The organism is Pannonibacter carbonis, from assembly GCF_003012935.1.
GTDB classification, from domain to species: Bacteria; Pseudomonadota; Alphaproteobacteria; order Rhizobiales; family Stappiaceae; genus Pannonibacter; species Pannonibacter carbonis.
Map to the genome: position 1 here is coordinate 1 of NZ_PUDR01000012.1, position 17631 is coordinate 17631.

18 protein-coding genes are annotated in these 17631 nt (G+C 63.0%); 10 read left to right on the top strand and 8 right to left on the bottom strand.

The window, feature by feature from the left end; translation table 11 throughout:
• Positions 1–173 precede the first annotated feature (173 nt).
• Positions 174–617 carry a DUF3800 domain-containing protein gene (locus C8348_RS16235; protein ID WP_106754427.1) on the bottom strand — a complete coding sequence of 148 codons (444 nt, stop codon included), beginning with the start codon at positions 615–617 and terminating at the stop codon, positions 174–176.
• Positions 618–662: 45 nt separating this feature from the next.
• On the opposite strand from C8348_RS16235, the gene hisF reads away from it, so the two are divergent.
• The 3 genes from hisF (at position 663) to coaA (ending at position 2881) form a co-directional block, all read left to right on the top strand.
• Positions 663–1442: an imidazole glycerol phosphate synthase subunit HisF gene (gene hisF, locus C8348_RS16240; protein WP_106754428.1), complete on the top strand. Its 780-nt coding sequence runs from the start codon at positions 663–665 to the stop codon at positions 1440–1442.
• Between the two features lie 54 nt (positions 1443–1496).
• Positions 1497–1820 carry a phosphoribosyl-ATP diphosphatase gene (locus C8348_RS16245; RefSeq protein WP_106754429.1) on the top strand — a complete coding sequence of 108 codons (324 nt, stop codon included), beginning with the start codon at positions 1497–1499 and terminating at the stop codon, positions 1818–1820.
• 95 nt (positions 1821–1915) lie between these two features.
• Positions 1916–2881, top strand: a complete 966-nt coding sequence (coaA, locus tag C8348_RS16250; protein ID WP_106754430.1) for a type I pantothenate kinase — start codon at positions 1916–1918, stop codon at positions 2879–2881.
• Positions 2882–2968: 87 nt separating this feature from the next.
• Here coaA and C8348_RS16255 read toward each other — a convergent pair whose 3' ends face one another.
• The 4 genes from C8348_RS16255 to C8348_RS16270 form a co-directional block, all read right to left on the bottom strand.
• Positions 2969–4654, bottom strand: a complete 1686-nt coding sequence (locus tag C8348_RS16255; RefSeq protein ID WP_106754431.1) for a methyl-accepting chemotaxis protein — start codon at positions 4652–4654, stop codon at positions 2969–2971.
• 109 nt (positions 4655–4763) lie between these two features.
• A complete protein-coding gene (locus tag C8348_RS16260; protein ID WP_106754432.1) occupies positions 4764–6584 on the bottom strand; it encodes an MliC family protein in 1821 nt (606 codons plus the stop codon).
• Positions 6585–6797: 213 nt separating this feature from the next.
• Complete coding sequence (locus C8348_RS16265; protein ID WP_106754433.1) at positions 6798–7355, bottom strand: ActR/PrrA/RegA family redox response regulator transcription factor; 558 nt, start codon at positions 7353–7355, stop codon at positions 6798–6800.
• A gap of 51 nt (positions 7356–7406) precedes the next feature.
• Positions 7407–8774 carry an ActS/PrrB/RegB family redox-sensitive histidine kinase gene (locus tag C8348_RS16270; RefSeq protein WP_106754565.1) on the bottom strand — a complete coding sequence of 456 codons (1368 nt, stop codon included), beginning with the start codon at positions 8772–8774 and terminating at the stop codon, positions 7407–7409.
• A gap of 170 nt (positions 8775–8944) precedes the next feature.
• On the opposite strand from C8348_RS16270, the gene secB reads away from it, so the two are divergent.
• A complete protein-coding gene (gene secB / locus C8348_RS16275; RefSeq protein ID WP_106754434.1) occupies positions 8945–9424 on the top strand; it encodes a protein-export chaperone SecB in 480 nt (159 codons plus the stop codon).
• Between the two features lie 80 nt (positions 9425–9504).
• Here the strand turns inward: secB and C8348_RS16280 are convergent, their stop codons facing one another.
• Positions 9505–10266 (bottom strand): SDR family oxidoreductase, encoded by a 762-nt coding sequence (locus tag C8348_RS16280; RefSeq protein ID WP_157950449.1) that lies wholly within the window; start codon positions 10264–10266, stop codon positions 9505–9507.
• Positions 10267–10373: 107 nt separating this feature from the next.
• Between C8348_RS16280 and C8348_RS16285 the strand changes: the two genes are divergently transcribed.
• A complete protein-coding gene (locus tag C8348_RS16285; protein WP_198647099.1) occupies positions 10374–10988 on the top strand; it encodes a TetR/AcrR family transcriptional regulator in 615 nt (204 codons plus the stop codon).
• Between the two features lie 70 nt (positions 10989–11058).
• On the opposite strand, the gene C8348_RS22000 is transcribed toward C8348_RS16285, so the two are convergent.
• Positions 11059–11226: a hypothetical protein gene (locus C8348_RS22000; RefSeq protein WP_157950450.1), complete on the bottom strand. Its 168-nt coding sequence runs from the start codon at positions 11224–11226 to the stop codon at positions 11059–11061.
• 359 nt (positions 11227–11585) lie between these two features.
• Between C8348_RS22000 and trpA the strand changes: the two genes are divergently transcribed.
• The 3 genes from trpA to C8348_RS16300 all read left to right on the top strand — a co-directional run bounded on the left by trpA (position 11586) and on the right by C8348_RS16300 (position 14848).
• Positions 11586–12413 carry a tryptophan synthase subunit alpha gene (gene trpA, locus C8348_RS16290; RefSeq protein WP_106754437.1) on the top strand — a complete coding sequence of 276 codons (828 nt, stop codon included), beginning with the start codon at positions 11586–11588 and terminating at the stop codon, positions 12411–12413.
• 41 nt (positions 12414–12454) lie between these two features.
• A complete protein-coding gene (gene accD, locus C8348_RS16295) occupies positions 12455–13369 on the top strand; it encodes an acetyl-CoA carboxylase, carboxyltransferase subunit beta (RefSeq protein WP_106754438.1) in 915 nt (304 codons plus the stop codon).
• A gap of 162 nt (positions 13370–13531) precedes the next feature.
• Positions 13532–14848: a bifunctional folylpolyglutamate synthase/dihydrofolate synthase gene (locus tag C8348_RS16300; RefSeq protein WP_106754439.1), complete on the top strand. Its 1317-nt coding sequence runs from the start codon at positions 13532–13534 to the stop codon at positions 14846–14848.
• 41 nt (positions 14849–14889) lie between these two features.
• On the opposite strand, the gene C8348_RS16305 is transcribed toward C8348_RS16300, so the two are convergent.
• Positions 14890–15690, bottom strand: a complete 801-nt coding sequence (locus C8348_RS16305) for a DODA-type extradiol aromatic ring-opening family dioxygenase (protein WP_106754440.1) — start codon at positions 15688–15690, stop codon at positions 14890–14892.
• Positions 15691–15909: 219 nt separating this feature from the next.
• Here C8348_RS16305 and dut point away from each other — a divergent pair, with 219 nt between their 5' ends.
• Positions 15910–16359: a dUTP diphosphatase gene (gene dut / locus C8348_RS16310; protein ID WP_106754441.1), complete on the top strand. Its 450-nt coding sequence runs from the start codon at positions 15910–15912 to the stop codon at positions 16357–16359.
• Positions 16360–16545: 186 nt separating this feature from the next.
• A complete protein-coding gene (cysK, locus tag C8348_RS16315; protein ID WP_106754442.1) occupies positions 16546–17511 on the top strand; it encodes a cysteine synthase A in 966 nt (321 codons plus the stop codon).
• The last annotated feature ends 120 nt before the right edge of the window (positions 17512–17631 follow it).

The following is a 17631-nucleotide window of genomic DNA, read 5'->3' on the forward strand; positions in this document are numbered from 1 at the left end:
TACATCCTGCTGCGCATCGTCCATGCCACCCAGCGCGCAATCCCTCAGCCCCGCGCCTTTGCCCGCCTCCTGCGCCTCAACATCATGCACAAACGGCCAATCGACCACCTCAGCAAAGCCCCGCCAACCCCGCCAAATGACACAAGGCAGATGCAACTCCCAGGCCTACAAACTTAAACCGGACAGCAGTGCTTCGCCTTGAGGAACTGGTAAACCTTCACAAGACAGACCCCGAGAGCGATGGCGTAGGGATTGTCCGGAAAGAAATCGAGCTTCAGCTCACTTTTCAGGATGACGCATCCGGCGATCCGGAAGGACGAAGCCTCGATGCAGTCTGACACATCTTGCAGGAAGCTTTCGCGCAGCCTCTGATCAGTGAAAAGCTTGAAATCGCCCTTCTGCTTTCTGATCTCGTGCTCGTGCAAAATCACCGCATCATGGCCGAAGTAGTGGAACTTGATCCGCTGGAAGCGGGGAACGATCTGCCTGCAATAGCTTGATTTTTTGAAGCCACAGAGCGACAAGGCAAACACTGGGAAGTTCACGTCGATGGACGTCAGCGAATGATCGCCGCTTTCGTCTGCATAGAAGATGTAAGAGCTGTCTGCCTCTGCCATTCAGATTCCATATCTGCGTGGCCATGAAATTGCAAAGGCCCGCGCATGACCCTCAAGGCCCGCATCATCCCCTGTCTCGACGTCAAGGACGGCCGCGTGGTCAAGGGCGTCAACTTCGTTGATCTGGTCGATGCCGGCGATCCGGTGGAGGCCGCCAAGGCCTATGATGCTGCCGGCGCCGACGAACTCTGCTTCCTCGACATCACGGCGAGCAGCGATGACCGCGACACGATCTATGACGTTGTCCGCCGCACCGCCGAGGCCTGCTTCATGCCGGTGACCGTCGGCGGTGGCGTACGCAAGGTGGAAGACATCCGCAAGCTGCTCAACGCCGGCGCGGACAAGGTGTCGATCAACACCGCTGCCGTCACCAACCCTGACTTCGTGCGCGAGGCGGCGGAGAAGTTCGGCTCCCAGTGCATCGTCGTCTCCATCGATGCCAAGCAGGTCAGCGCCGAGGGCGAGCCGTATCGCTTTGAGATCTTCACCCACGGCGGGCGCAACGCCACCGGCATCGACGCGGTCGAGTTTGCCCGCAAGGTCGTGGAGCTGGGTGCCGGCGAGCTGCTGGTGACCTCGATGGACCGCGACGGCACCAAGGCCGGATACAACATCCCGCTGACCCGCGCGATTGCCGATGCGGTGCCGGTGCCTGTGATTGCCTCGGGCGGTGTCGGCACGCTCGATCATCTGGTGGACGGCGTGCGCGATGGCCACGCCACCGCCGTGCTGGCCGCCTCGATCTTCCACTTCGGCACCTACACCATCGCAGAAGCCAAGGCGCATATGGCTGCCGCAGGGATACCTATGCGAATGGATACCTGATTTGCGAAATGATCCGGTGTAAGACTTTCCCAAACGAGAAAAGACGCTGATCAGATGACCGCCTTTACCCTGGCCGACCTCGACGCCATCGTTGCCACCCGTGCGGCCAGCGAGGACGAGGCGTCCTACACCCGCAAGCTGGTCGGCAAGGGCGTCGGCAAATGCGCCCAGAAACTGGGCGAGGAAGCCGTGGAAGCGGCGATTGCTGCTGTCCAGGGCGACCGCGAGGGACTGACGGGGGAAGCAGCAGACCTGCTGTACCACCTGCTCGTGGTGCTCAAGGTTTGTGATGTGCCCCTGTCCGCCGTCATGGCGGAACTGGCCTCGCGGACCGGACGCACCGGGCTTGAGGAAAAGGCATCGCGCCCGGCGGATTGATTCCTGTCGCGGGAAGTCCGCAGCATCCCCGGACCGCTGGCCCGGGACACGGCCATGAACCCGTATGATACATACGCCTGAAACCGGAACTTGCGATGGACCAGACCGCCCCCCGCGCTGACAGCATGGACCTTTCGCCCTACCGGGTCTTCACCAAGGACGAGTGGTCGCATCTGCGCGCCGACACCCCGATGACCCTCACGGCCGTCGAGGTCAACGAGCTGCGTGGTCTCAATGATCCCATTTCGATGGCAGATGTCGAAAGCGTCTATCTGCCTCTGTCGCGTCTGCTGGCCTATTACGCCGAAGCCACGCTGATCCTGCATCAGGCGACCAAGCGGTTTCTCGACGTTGAAGAGGGCAAGACGCCCTTCATCATTGGCATTGCCGGATCGGTTGCCGTCGGCAAGTCGACCACCTCGCGTATCCTGCGCGCCCTGCTCGCGCGCTGGCCTGCGAGCCCGAAGGTTGATCTGATCACGACAGACGGTTTCCTGTTTCCCAATGCGGTGCTGGAACAGGAAGGCCTGATGCAGCGCAAGGGCTTCCCGGAGAGCTTCGACCGGCCAGCGCTGCTGAAATTCCTGTCGGACATCAAGGCAGGAAAGCGAAACGTTTCGGCTCCGGTCTATTCCCACTTCTACTATGACGTGATGCCTGGACAGACCGTGACCGTCGACAAGCCGGACATCCTGATCGTCGAGGGGCTCAACGTGTTGCAGACGCGCGAACTGCCAAAGGATGGCCGCGCCGTGCCCTTCGTCTCCGACTTCTTCGATTTCTCGGTCTATATCGACGCTCCCGAGGACATGCTCGAGAAATGGTACATCGACCGCTTCATGCGCCTGCGTGAAACGGCGTTCCGCGACCCCAATTCCTATTTCCATCGCTATTCGCGCATCACGGATGACGAAGCACTGGCCAAGGCCAAGAGCATCTGGACCGGTATCAACCTGCAGAACCTGCGGGATAACATCTTCCCGACCCGGCCGCGTGCGGATCTTATCCTCACCAAGGATGCCAGCCACGGCATCGCCAAGGTCGCCCTGCGCAAGATCTGATCAACCTCGGCATTTTCAATCCAAGACTTCAAAAAGCAAAACCCCGCCGTGTCCTGGACGGCGGGGTTTTTCTGTCTCGGTAGATTGTCAGGACGCCTGACGCCGGACCCCGCCGAGGAAGTCAGCCACCTGACGACGCAGCTGGCCGGCATTCTGCTCCAGTTGCTGGGCCGCAGCATCAACCGTGCTGGCGGTCATGCGGGTGGTTTCCGCCGCACGCGACACTTCGCCGATGTTGGACGTCACTTCCATCGTGCCGCGCGAGGCTTCGGTCGCGTTGCGGGCAATCTCGGACGTTGCCGAACCCTGTTCCTCGACCGACGAGGCAATGGACCCTGCGATGTCGTTCATCTGGTCGATGATCTGCGTCACCGAGGAGATCGCCTGGGCGGCCTTCTCTGTTTCCGACTGGATCGCAGAAATCTGGCTCGAGATCTCTTCCGTTGCCTTGGAGGTCTGGGTAGCCAGTTCCTTCACTTCCGCCGCCACGACCGCAAAGCCGCGGCCAGCTTCACCGGCACGTGCGGCTTCGATGGTCGCGTTCAGCGCCAGCAAGTTGGTCTGCTCGGCAATCGCCTGGATCAGCGTCACGACTTCACCGATGCGGCCGGCCGCTTCCGACAGGCCCGTCATGCGCCTGTTGCTGGAACTGGCTTCCGCTGCGGCCTTGGAGGCAATCTGGGTCGACTGCTGTACCTGGCGCCGGATTTCAGCAACCGATGCAGACAGTTCCTCTGCGGCGGCCGCCACGGTCTCGACGTTGCGCGCCGCCTGCTCGGATGCGGATGTCACGGTTTCCGTCTGGCGCGTGGTCTGCTCGGCGCCGCTGATCATCTCGTGAGACGCATCCTGCAGCTTCTTCACCGACTGCTCGATGACGCCCATCATCTGGGTGATCTGGCTGTCAAAATCGGCGCTCAGCCGCTGGACTTCCTCGCCGCGGCGCAGTGCTTCTTCCTGGCGGGACAACTGGTCGCTTTCCAGGGCCTTGCGAGCCTGCTCGTTACGGACGAAGACCTGCATGGCAGCGGCCATGTGGCCGATCTCGTCGCCGCGGTTCGCGCCTTCGATGACGATGTTGCTTTCGCCATCGGCAAGACGGCTCATGCTTGCGGTCAGGTTGGCAATCGGACGGCCGATGCTGCGCACCGCGGCAAAGGCGACCAGCCCTGCGACAAATGCACCGACAACTGCAATACCGACAATCATCATTGCCTGGCTCCAGAAGGCGGCATCGAGATCGTCGACATAGACGCCCGTGCCGATCATCCAGCCCCAGGGAGCAAAGCCCTCTGCCCAGCCCAGCTTGTCGATGGCTTCATCGCTGCCGGGACGCGGCCAGGGGTAAAGCAGCGAGCCGCCACCGCTGCGAGCCGCCTTGATCAGTTCGACGACGATCCGCGTGCCATTCTGATCCTTGACGCCGCTCATGTCGGTGCCAACGAGTTTGGGGTTGACGTGAACAAGGTTCTTGCCTGTTTCGTCATAGACAAACATGTAATTGTCGCCGTCGAAGCGAATTGCGCCAATCGCCTCCTTGGCTGCCGCCTGCGCCTCGTCGCGGCTCAGCGTGCCGCCCTGTTCCTTGGCGTGATAAGCTGCGGCAATGGCCTGCGATGCCTTGGAAATCCCCCGGATGGAGTTCATCCGCTCATCCAACATGGCCTTGTTGAGGGCGCTGAGGCTGACGAGGCCAAGAATTACGGTGAAGGCGAAAATCGTGAAAATGGGTATGGAGATTTTCCAGACCAAGGGCAGGCGGGTAAAAGACATATTCTGACTTCCCGGTTATTTCTTACCTAGAAGCAGTTTGTTCCCGATAGGTAAATTCTTCCTTTCGTTACCTAGGGATATACGCGTTTCGCTTTAACCCTTTTGCAGATCAATTGCGCGCACAGAATGCATCATAAAGACCGGGACGCGACCAGGTTGCATTATCGCGCTGCCCGGCAAGACGATAGCCGCCGCTCTCATAACGGAAACCTGAGCCACTCGGCACCCGGGGCAGCGTGACAGAGATCTGGCCGAACTCGGTCACGACGGCAATGTCCCTGGCCGCGTCAAACTGCACCTGAAGATCAATGCCGGCCGTGCAGAGATAGTTGACCGAATCAACCCCGCCGACCGGGGCGGGCGGCAGGGGACCCGCCGACAGGGGCACAGGAGACCCAAGGGGAGAGGGCCCGCCAGACACCCGGTTGCCCACCACTACATCCTGGCGCGGGGCGCGGCTGACATAAAGGCCCAGGCACTGGCCGCTGGCCGAGGTGACCATCCACGCATTCGACAGGATGGATTCCTGGTCGAGGACCTGTCCGGGCAGCAGCCGCGCATAGAAGCGTTGCGCACCGGCGTAGTCGATCCAGAAGACATCAACCGGTTCACTGCGCGCATTGCGGAACAGCATCCTTCCACGGAAACCGCCGTCCAGCGAGCGGATGGATCCGAATTCGGCGCAGGAGAGTTCCCCCGCACCGGCAAGCGCGGGATCCTGGCTGTCCTCGACGATCCTCTGCGGCTCCGCACAGGTCGCGGTGAAAAGCCGGACCGGCTGGGCGCTGCCCTTGAGGGACACAGCCTGCGAAACACCATCAAGGATGACATCAAGCTGGACCTTGCGTGCCATGGCGTCCCAGAGGGGATCCGTAAGGCTGACAGTGAATTCCGGCACGGTCTGTCCGGCCGCAACAGTGCCGACAGCGTCATAGGTTGCATAGAACTCATCCGCCCGGATGGTCACGGGAACCATTGCGCCCGGTGTGGTTCCCGGCGACGGACGCATCAGCCGAAGGGTGGCAAGCCCCGACTGCGGCGTACAGCTGGCCTGAAAGTCCAGATCAACTCCCTGCGGCCCGGCATGAACGAGGACCGCCGTCTGCGACCCGAGCTGCGTGCCGCTGACGCTCCAGCTGCGCTCGACGGGGAGGGCAGGCAGGATGGGGGCTGCGCCTGGTATCGTCGCTGACACCGGGCCTGACACAGCTCCGGGAATGGTACCCGACGTGACCTGTTGGCCAGGGGCCGGTTGTCCGAGCGGCTGGCCAGCCGGTTGCTGCCGCCCCAGCGCCTCGGTCACGGCAGAGGGGACCTCAACCGGAGCTGTCTGAGGAACTGGCTGGGGTGCGGCCGGCTGGGTCTGGGTTTGGGCCTGCGGTTGCGGGGCAGGCTGAACCGGGGGCTTCGTCTCGGCCTGCGTTGCGCGAGGCGACGACGGAGCCTGGGCCTTTGGCGCAGTGGCAGCACCAGGAGACGGGGCAGCAGGCGCCGCATCCGTTCCGACAACCCGGGCCCGACCGGGACCGGGATCCTTGTTGACGTCAACGACGACCGTGCCACCAGAGCCGCAGATATCAGCGCTACGGCGCAGGACGCGGCTGTTTTCGAGCGTTACCTCCAACTCGACCTGGCACCCGACCGCTGCCGTATCACCGCCTCCGGGCGCCGTTTCGATGACAGCCCCCTCGATCCCGCGCGAAATGATGGGGCGATAGCGCTTGTTGAGCAAGATCGAGCGGATACCGGGCTCGGCCGGAACCACCTGGATACGCATCTCCGACGGCGGGGTCTGGGCCATTGCGGTGACGGGAAGGGCGAGGGATGCCAACAGGCCGCCGGCGAGCGCACAGGAGACCCCGATCCGGAATCGGACACCGCAGGAAGCCACGTCACGGTCCAGATTTGCGGCGTTCCAGTTCGACAGCATCCGACCCTCACTTCCTTGCCCGATGCGGCTTTCGCCCCAGCGGAGAAATCGCACGTTCCTGTCGCGGCATTTAGCCGCCCGAGACGCGCGTGCGCAATGGCACAGGCGCAAGGAAGCGCCAAAAGCACATGACCTGGCGCGCTGTAGAAACAGAACGTGGCAAGCATTTGGCGAAAATGAGGGGTCAGACTGGCGTGGAGCTTGCGCGCCCCCTCACCGAGGCGCGCGCTTGGCCAGAATGCGCTGCAAGGTCCGGCGATGCATGTTCAGCCGCCGCGCTGTCTCGGACACATTTCGCTCGCACATCTCATAGACACGCTGGATATGTTCCCAGCGCACCCTGTCTGCCGACATCGGGTTCTCCGGCGGGGTTGCCTTTGCATCCCCCTCGCGCGTCAGCGCCACGAAGACATCATCGGCGTCAGCCGGCTTGGAGAGATAGTCGATTGCGCCAAGTTTAACAGCGGTGACGGCGGTGGCGATGTTGCCGTATCCGGTCAGGATCACGGCCCGGGCGTCCGGGCGATGCTGCCGCAGGGCCTCGATCACATCAAGCCCGCTGCCATCGCCAAGACGCATGTCTACCACGGCGAAAGCCGGGGCAGATGCCGATATCCTGGCAACCGCTTCCCGAACGCCATCAGCACAGTCGGTGACAAAGCCACGCTTTTCCATCGCGCGGGCCAGCCGTGTCTGGAAGGCCTTGTCATCGTCGACGATCAGGAGGCTCTTGTCGTCGGCCTCGATCTGGCGAAGCTCGGGATCGGTCATGGGTCCTGCAATCCTGTTTTCACGGGTGTACGTAAGTCACATCCTCCCGGTTCACGGCAGCAAGGCGCCGGGAACATTGAAGGAGTTATGGCCGGAATCCTGCGCCGGGTCCACATTGCCCTGCGCCTCGATGCTCGTCCGCGGCCAGGTGATCCGGACCATCGCTCCCGTCTCCGGTGGCGGCCGGTTCTCGATCGACAGGCGCGCGCCTGTCCGCTCCAGCAGGGTTTTGGCGATGAAAAAGCCCAGCCCCAGGCCGCCACCGGAGTGATTTGCGGCATTGCGGACTGTTCGTGACGAAATGTAAGGATCACCGATCCGCGACAAAACGTCTGCGGAAAAGCCCGGACCATCGTCCGAAATCGTGATGCGGGCGGTGCGTGCGTCCCAGGTTGAACTTACCTGGACCGTGGTACGGGCGAAGTCGACTGCGTTTTCCAGAAGATTGCCAAGACCATAGCGGATCGCCGGATTGCGCGACCCGACCGGCTCGGCGCCCTCACCGGCCATGGAAACCTTGATCGCGATGCCAAAGCCGCGATGGGGTTCGACAACCTCCTCGATCAGCTGCGACATCGGCATGCGCTGGAAATGCATGTCCTTGTCGCTGGACAGGGTCGTCAGCTGGCGCAGGATGTCGCGGCACCGCTCTGCCTGGGAGCGGATCAGGGCCACATCCTCCGCGCGCGGATCCGAAGGCTCGAACTCGCGGCTCAGTTCCTTGGCTGTGAGAAAGATCGTGGCGAGCGGCGTGCCCAGTTCATGCGCGGCGGCTGCGGCCAGGCCATCCAGCGCGTTGAGATGCTGTTCGCGGGCCAGAACCAACTCGCTCGCAGCCAAGGCGTCAGCCAGCTGACGCGCTTCCAGGGCTACCCGGAACGCATAGGCCGCCATGAAGGCGAGCGAACAGACCAGCGCGATCCAAACGCCGACGGAGTAGACAATCGGCAGGGCGAAGACGGCTGCATCCGGCCAGGGCAGGGGCATGTGGAAGAAGGCCAGCAGCGTCGCACAGCCCGTCGCCAGCAGGCCCAGCGCCAGGGTCAGCCGGCCGGACAGGCCGGTCGCCGAGACCATCACCGGTGCCAGCAGCAAAAAGGCAAAGGGATTGCCGAGCCCACCGGTCAGATACAGCAGCCCGCACATCTGCAGGATATCATAGCCGAGCTGGACCGCAGCCGAGCGATCCGACAACCGTAAGGTCGAGGGCGACCGGACCTTGAGAAAAACATTGACCCAGGCCGACAGCGCAACAAGTGCGAAGGCCGGCGCGACTGGCACCGGATAGCCAAGGCCGAGATGCACCACCAGGAGTGCGATGGTCTGGCCGCCAACCGCAAGCCAGCGCAATCGTACCAGCGTATCCAGCTTGAGCCGACGGTGAGCGAGAAGGAATCCGGGTTCTACATCTTCTGTCATGATCCAGTATCTGTGCCGCATTTGCCGGCAAGGCAAGGCCTGTCCTCTTGTCTCTCCGGTCTTGAACGTGCTAGCCACCCGGTCAAGATCCTCTGTCAGCGCCCAGCTGCAGCGGGCCCATGCAATTGCCGTCCCGCTCGGGAGGGCAGGTGACAACGGAACCATTGACGATGACCGACATCAATGACGGCGGCGCAGCCGCACCGGAAGACGAGAACGCCGTACCGGGCATGAACATCCTGGCCCAGTACATCAAGGACCTGTCCTTCGAGAACCCGAATGCCCCGCGTTCGCTGGCCCAGGGTGACCAGCCCAAGCTGGACATCGCCGTCAACGTCAGCGCCCAGCCGATGGGTGAAGGCCAGTTCGACGTGGTCCTGTCGCTGACCGCCCGCGCCGAGCGCGACGATTTCCTGATGTTCAACGTCGAGCTGGTCTATGGCGGTTTCTTCCGCATCACCGGCGTGCCGCAGGAGCATCTGCACCCGTTCGTCATGATCGAGTGCCCGCGCATGCTGTTCCCGTTTGCACGCCAGATCCTGGCTGATGCGACGCGCAACGGCGGCTTCCCGCCCCTGATGCTGGACCCGATCGACTTCGCTCAACTCTACCGTCAGAACATGTCCCAGGAAGCGCCGCGCGCCAACTGAGGCCAGTGTTCCGCTGAAACTGAAAACCCCTCCCCGGGCGATGGCCTGGGGAGGGGTTTTTGCTGTCTGACGTTGTTGTCTCAGGCTCCGCGCATCATGTGCCGCGCGACACTCGGCGAGAGCCGGTTTATGGCAGCGAGCAGTTTCACCTTTTCCACGAGGACCTCTTCCCGGCCTTGGGCGATCGCCTTCAAGACGTCCCGTGCGGCGGCTTCCGGCGCATATTTCCGCATCTTGTTCGGACGCGACAGCGTGGTGTCGACGAGGGTCATCAGGACATCGAACACCCGGATCTTCAGGTGCCTGGCCCGGCATTGATCCCTGAGGGCGCGCGAGAAGTGCGACAGGGCTGCCTTGGTGGCGCAATAGACCGCCGCATCCTTCTTGGGGGCGATCGCCAGTCCGGACGAGATGTTGACGATGGCCCCACCCCGCGGGCAGCGCGCCAGCGTTGGAAGCAGCAGGCTGCTCAGTTGCAAGGGCGCCGTCAGGTTGATGGCGATCTCTTCGGCAATGTCGCTGGCCCGAGTATCGGCAGGTTCGGTGAGATCATCATGACGCATGATCGCGGCATTGTTGATCACGACACTCAAGTCCGGATGCTCTTCCCTGACCCAGCCTGCGATGGCTGTGGCAGCTCCCGGATTGGCAAGGTCCATATCCAGCGTGAAAACCTGGTCCGGGTAGAGAGCGGCTAGCTTTTGGAGCGCATCGGCATTGCGGCCGACAATCAGAACCCTTGCGCCATGACCTGTCAGTTGACGCGTCAGCTCGCGGCCGATGCCACGCGCTCCGCCGGTGACCAGAACCGTGCGATCAGACAGATCGAACATCTCAAACATGCAAGCCTCCTGTAGCCTTCGGTCCGGCGCGGCCATTCGTGCTGGACACCCGCCACTAGAAATGTGAGTAATTGCTCACTTTTCTCAACTCGCAATCAGGAGCGACCTTGAGCACGGCCTTGAAGCCCAGAAAACAGCCACGTCAGGATCGCAGCCGGCAGACGTGCGACGCGATCCACGAGGCTGCAGCTCGCATTCTGGAGGAGGACGGGACCGCCCGATTCACCACGAACCGTGTCGCAGAACGCGCTGGCGTGTCGATCGGCTCGCTGTATCAGTACTATCCATCCAAGGAGGTCATCCTTGCCGGATTGATCCGTGCCTTGCGCGCCGAGTTGCTGGAAGATCTCAGCGGTGCGATCGATGGAGCAGCCGGGCTTTCCTTTGCAGCGGCTGTCGAACGTGTGCTGAAGGCAAGTCTCTACCATCACACACGACGACCTCAGCTGGCCCATGCCCTGGAACAGCTGGAAACGGGTTTGCCGCTGGACGCGGAGACACTGGAGCTGAAGCAGCGCATTCGCGTTCTGATCACGGGCTTGCTGCAGGATTTTGGTCTGGAAGACGTCGACCAGACGGCCTTTGACTTGATCGCGATCACGCATGGCCTGGCGCAGGCGGCGACAATGTCGGGCGAGACTGACATGGACGCTCTGTTCCTGCGCCTGCGGCGGGCAGCTTTCGGCTATCTCGGACTAGACTGGCGCACACCGCCAGCCTGAGCGCTGCTGTGCGTCAGTCTTCTGTCCGTCCATCAAGACATTGACCGGGTTTCTTCGAGAGCGGGTGGGTCTAGCGCCCGCCAAGACCGCCGGCGAGCATCGCCGAAAGATAGACTTCGAACTGGCTTGCCCTGGGTTCATTGCGCTTGCCGCGCGGCGTCGCCGGAAGGCTGTCGCCCGCATGATCACTGAAAATACGCCCGATGCGGGCAAGACGGGCGGAAACGGGTTCACGCATGACATGCTCCTTTTGGGGATCTGAGGCCCGGCCAGTGCCTTTTCAGGCCGATAGCTGGAGCCAAACCGGGACGGTCCATCGCCGTCCTCTTGTTAGCCAGATAATCACGCACTGAGTGCGTTTACACCCCTCGACAATGAGCGTCTGGGCAGCGTTGCGTGCATGGCTCGGCCGCGCCATTGCCACAGTTGGCTTGCCATTTCTTCAGCACCATGGCGGACTCGCGTTGACAGGAGCCCCGCCCGCCCCCTACATCCAAGCCCCGGACCTTGCGCGGCAGCCGGTTCCTGTGCGGCCGCGCTCAAGCTCAGAACGGGCGCAACCCGCAGCGGGTGGCCCGCCACAGGATGGAAAGCCGTATGACCGAGACGCGCATCGACCGCCGCTTCAAGGCCTGCGCCGAGAAGGGCCGCCCGGCCCTGGTGACCTTCATCACCGCCGGTGACCCTGACCTCGCCACGTCGCAGGCCGTGCTGGACGCTCTGCCCGCCGCCGGTGCCGACGTGATTGAACTGGGCATGCCCTTCTCCGATCCCATGGCGGAAGGCGTTCCGATCCAGCGCGCCACGCAACGCGCCCTGGCCGCCGGCCAGACCATGGACAAGACCCTCGACATGGTGCGCAAGTTCCGCCAGTCGGACCAGGACACGCCGATCATCCTGATGGGCTACTACAACCCGATCTATGTCCGCGGCCCGGAAGCCTTCGTGGCGGAAGCCAAGGAAGCTGGCGTCGACGGTCTCATCATCGTGGATATTCCGCCGGAAGCCGATGACGAGCTCTGCATTCCGGCGATGAAGGGCGGGCTGAACTTCATCCGCCTCGCTACGCCGACTACCGATGACCGCCGCCTGCCGGCCGTTTTGAAGAACACCTCCGGTTTCGTGTATTATGTCTCGATCACCGGCATCACCGGCACCGCTTCGGCGGATCCGGAGCGCGTTGCAGCGGCTGTCGGCCGGATCAAGTCGCACACGAACCTGCCGGTCGCCGTCGGCTTCGGCGTGAAGACAGCGGATCAGGCCGCAGAGATTGGCCGCAACGCCGATGGCGTCGTGGTTGGCTCGGTGCTGGTCGAGGCGATCCGCGAAAGCCTGGATGCAAACGGCAAGGCGACGGACCGCACCGTTGCGGCCGTCACTGACCTTGTGTCGTCGCTTGCCGGCGGCGTGGCTCGCGCCCGCTGAGGCAGGACCCAAAGACCGATCAACAACGGACGGATTTTGCCGTGAACTGGATCAACACTGTCGTTCGGCCGAAACTGCGCAGCTTCCTGTCGCGCCGCGAGATGCCGGAAAACCTCTGGATCAAGTGCCCGGAAACGGGCGAGATGGTGTTCCATCGCGATCTGGAAGCCAATCTCTGGGTGGTGCCGAATTCCGGCTTCCACATGCGCATGCCGGCGCGCAAGCGCCTGGACGCATTCTTCGACGGTGGCAGCTACGAGCGCATTGCGACGCCGGGCGTGACCGTCGATCCGCTGAAGTTCCGCGATACCAAGAAATATGTCGACCGCCTGAAGGAGTACCGCACCCGCTCCGGCGAGGAAGACTGCGTCTATGTCGGCCGCGGCAAGGTTGAAGGCATGGACTTCACTGCTGCCGTGCAGGATTTTGACTTCATGGGCGGCTCGCTCGGCATGGCTGCCGGTGAGGCGATCCTGACCGGCATGCAGGCAGCTGTGCAGGCGAACACGCCCTTCGTGCTGTTCGTCGCCTCCGGCGGCGCGCGCATGCAGGAAGGCATCCTGTCGCTGATGCAGATGCCGCGCACCACGGTCGGGGTCCAGATGCTGCGCGAGGCGCGCCTGCCCTATATCGTCGTGCTGACCAACCCGACCACGGGCGGCGTGTCAGCCTCCTACGCGATGCTGGGCGACGTGCACATTGCCGAGCCGGGCGCCGTCATCGGCTTCGCCGGCCGCCGCGTAATCGAGCAGACGATCCGCGAAAAGCTGCCGGAGGACTTCCAGAGCGCCGAATACCTGCTCGACCACGGCATGGTCGACATGGTGGTGAAGCGGCACGACATGAAGTCGACCATTGCCCGTCTCGCCGGCATCCTGATGAAGCGCCAGATCGAGCTGCCGGACATGGATGAACCGGAAACCGCAGACGAAGTCGTCTCGGACGCTGCCGCCTGATCTACGCAGGACCTGAATTCGGGCCCGGCCCGTCGTGATTTTGACACGGCGGGCCGTTCCCGTTTCAGCCGCTTGTCAGGACCTGTGCACCTCTGTATGCGGAAAGAACATAAAGGCCACCAGTCAAGTCTGGATCGGCCCTGTTGAGCCTGAAAGGGCGCCATGGACCAGATCACTGCCATTCTCGACCGGCTGCTCGCCCTGCACCCGATGCAGATCGACCTGTCGCTGGACCGCATGCATCGTCTGCTGGAAGCCCTCGGCCATCCCGAACGCCGCCTTCCGCCCGTGATCCATGTTGCCGGCACCAATGGCAAAGGCTCCGTCACGGCAACGATGCGGGCGATCCTCGAGGCCGCCGGCCAGCGCTGCCATGTCTATACCTCGCCGCATCTGGTCCGTTTCAATGAGCGGATCCGGATGGGCGGAAATGGCGGGTTCATCGATGACCCGCGCCTCATCGCCGCGCTCGATCGCTGCGAGCGGGCGAATGATGGCAACCCGATCACCTTCTTCGAGATCACCACGGCGGCCGCGCTGCTTCTCTTCGCCGAGGAGCCTGCGGATGTTCTGCTGCTGGAGGTCGGGCTGGGTGGCCGGCTGGACGCGACAAACGTTATCGACACACCGCTCGTATCGGTGATCACGTCGATCTCCCATGACCATGAGAAATTTCTCGGCAATACCCTCACCGAAATTGCCGGCGAGAAGGCTGCGATCATCAAGTCGGGGTGTCCGTCGGTCTCGGCGCCGCAGGTTGATGAAGTCACCCGGGTCATCGACCGCGCGGCCGCGCGGGCGAAGTCACGGCTCGGACGCTTCGGCGAGGAATTTACCGCGATGGCCGACAATGGCCGCATGGTGTTCCAGGACGAGGACGGGCTTCTCGACCTGCCGCTGCCAGCGCTTCCCGGCGACCACCAGATCCTCAATGCCGGCGTGGCAATCGCGGCATTGAAGGCTGCAAGATTGTTGCCAGAGGCTGACGTCATTGCACAAGGCTTGAAAGCCGTGCGCTGGCCGGGCCGGCTGCATCTGTTGCGGCATGGGCCGCTGTTCGACAAATGCCCCGACGGTGCCGAAGTCTGGGTCGATGGCGGCCATAACCCTGGGGCTGCCTTGACCATCGCGACCTACATGGGCGAGCTGGAAGAGAAGAGCCCAAGGCCGCTCTACATGATCTCGGCCATGCTCACGACCAAGGATCCCATCGGCTTCTTCCGGGCTTTTGAGGGACTCGTCCGGCATGTCGGGACCGTTCCGGTCAACTCGACGAATGCTGCCCGGGATCCGTTTGAGCTGGCCGACTTTGCCCGCACGGCAGGGCTGGAAGCCACACCCTTTGACAGTCTCGATCTGGCGCTGGCGGATATCCGCGCCTGCGCAGCCAGGGATGGCGAGCCGCCGCGCATCCTGATCTGCGGCTCGCTCTATCTGGTGGGGGATGTTCTGGCAGCAAACGGCACCCTGCCCCGCTGACGCGGGACAGGTCTGCTTATGCGGCAGCTCACGGCAACTGCTTACGCCGCAAAGCGGTAGTAGGACATCGACAGCGTGCCATACTCGTAGCTGCGATGCAGAAGCTCGCCCTTTGCGCCGGCACCACCCGCGCCAAGGGCAAAGAACACCGGCAGCAAGTGTTCTTCCGTTGGATGCGCCAGCCGAAGCTGCGGATTGGCGGTCAGGTCCGTGATCTTCTCCGGCGCGCCAGTCAAGAGCCCCTGATCGAGCCAGTCGTCGAAGGCAACGGCCCAATCGGCCGCTGGTGTCGTCTTCGGCATGATCATGCGAAGGTTATGCGTCGTGCTGCCGGTCGCGAGGATCAGCACACCGTCATCCTTCAGCGGGCTCAGCGCCGCGCCAAGCTCCAGCATCTGTTCCGGGCCATAAGTCAGGGGCAGGGACAGGGCGACGACGGGAATGCCGGCATCCGGGAAAGCGAGGGACAAGGGAACCCACGCCCCGTGATCCAGTCCCCACGACGCATCCACAGATGCAGCGATCCCTGCTGTCGTCAGCCGTTGCATCACATCGGCAACCAGGTTTTCCGGTGCACTCGCCGGATACTGGATCTCGAACAGCGCCCTCGGAAAGCCGCCAAAGTCATGGATGGTGCGCAGTGGACCAGGGGCCGACACGCGCAGGCCTTCGGTTTCCCAATGCGGCGACAGGACGATGATCGCCCGTGGCCGTGGCAGGCTGTCGCCCAGCGCCTTCAGATACTGATGCGCGGCGCTGTCTTCGATGGCCAGCATCGGCGACCCATGCGCCAGAAACATCGGGGCAAAGGTGGAGGCTGTATGGGGGGTAATCGCAGACATGGCAGACCTCGGGGTCAACAAGCATGGGCCTAAAGTAGTTCGGCGTCAGGCGTGAATAAATACCCGTTTCCTCCAACTGATCGTTCATCAATAGCGAACAGTCGCCCCGAACAGGGGTCCGACCGCAGCCTGTGGCCAATCACTCCTGTGCGCGCCCCCTCTTGCGCCAGCGCGGTTGTCCTGCCAGCAAGACGGAAACAGTTCAGATGGAGCCCTTTCATGACCGTATCGGTTCAGATCCAGCGCCTTGCCCATGGGGCGGACCTTCCCCTGCCTGCATATCAGAGCCGGGATGCGGCCGGTTTTGATCTTTTCGCGGCGGTGGAAAGCGAAATCATCCTGCTTCCGGGTGCCTACGCGATGGTGCCGACCGGCCTTGCCATGGCGATCCCGCGCGGCTTTGAGGGACAGGTTCGCCCACGTTCGGGCCTGGCGGCAAAACACGGCGTTACGGTGCTGAACACCCCCGGGACGGTCGATGCCGACTATCGCGGGGAGGTGAAGGTGATCCTCATCAATCACGGCATCGAGCCCTTCCCCGTCACGCACGGCATGCGCATCGCCCAGATGATCATTGCCCCGGTGCTGCAGGCAACCCTGTTGGAGGTCGCTGGCCTTGACGAGACGGAGCGCGGCAGCGGCGGGTTCGGCTCAACGGGTACCGCCTGAGCCCTGCAGATGCGGCCTTTGCCAGAGCAAGGTATTTGCCTGAGACGCCAAGCGGCGGGATGAACATTTCGCGCGCTTCAAAACTTTGGAATGCGCCTTCTCGCCTTGCTTGTCCGTTGCGCCTAGGCTTGGATCACAGTCAGAGGGACCGCGCCCGGCGCGGACGCCCGACCGCATCAGGAGAAGATGATGTCCGACAAGAAGCCCGGCCGCGGCCGGATCTATGGTTCGATCACCGAAACCATCGGTGATACCCCGATCGTGCGCCTTGACCGCCTCGCCGAAAAGCACGGCGTGAAAGCCAACCTTCTGGCCAAGCTCGAGTTTTTCAACCCGATCTCCAGCGTCAAGGACCGTATCGGCGTTGCCATGATCGAGGCAATGGAAGCCGACGGCCGCATCCAGGCCGGCAAGACGACCCTGGTCGAGCCGACGTCCGGCAACACCGGCATCGCGCTGGCCTTTGTCGCTGCTGCCAAGGGCTATCGCCTGATCCTCGTCATGCCGGAGACCATGTCGGTCGAGCGGCGCAAGATGTTCAAGATCCTGGGCGCGGAACTCGAGCTGACCGAGGGCCCGAAGGGCATGAAGGGCGCCATCGCCCGGGCGCAAGAACTGGTGGACGAGATCCCAGGCGCCGTCATGCCGCAGCAGTTCGAGAACGCCGCGAACCCGGACATCCATCGCCGCACCACGGCCGAGGAGATCTGGAACGACACCAATGGTGAGGTGGATGTCTTTGTGTCCGGCATCGGCACCGGCGGCACCATCACCGGCGTCAGCCAGGTGCTCAAGGCGCGCAAACCGGGCCTGCATGTGGTGGCCGTCGAGCCGGCCGACAGCCCGGTCCTGTCCGGTGGCAACCCCGGCCCGCACAAGATCCAGGGCATCGGCGCCGGCTTTGTTCCGGGCGTGCTGGACACGTCGGTCTTTGACGAGATCGTCAAGGTCAGCAATGACGAGGCCTTCGCCACCGCCCGCGAAGTTGCCCGCACCGAAGGTGTTCCGGTCGGCATTTCCTCCGGCGCGGCCCTGACCGCCGCCATCAAGGTTGGCCAGCGCGACGAGTTCGCCGGCAAGACCATCGTGGTGATCATCCCGTCCTTCGCCGAACGCTATCTGTCGACGGCACTGTTCGAAGGTCTGGAGTGAGAGAGTAGCGGTAAACGCGACAGAAAGACGGCTCTGCCAGTGAGTAGGCCCCGGCTCGCGCTAACGCTTGGCCGGGGTGACACGGAGAGAGACCGGAGTCCAAACAAGGACTGTCGGTCG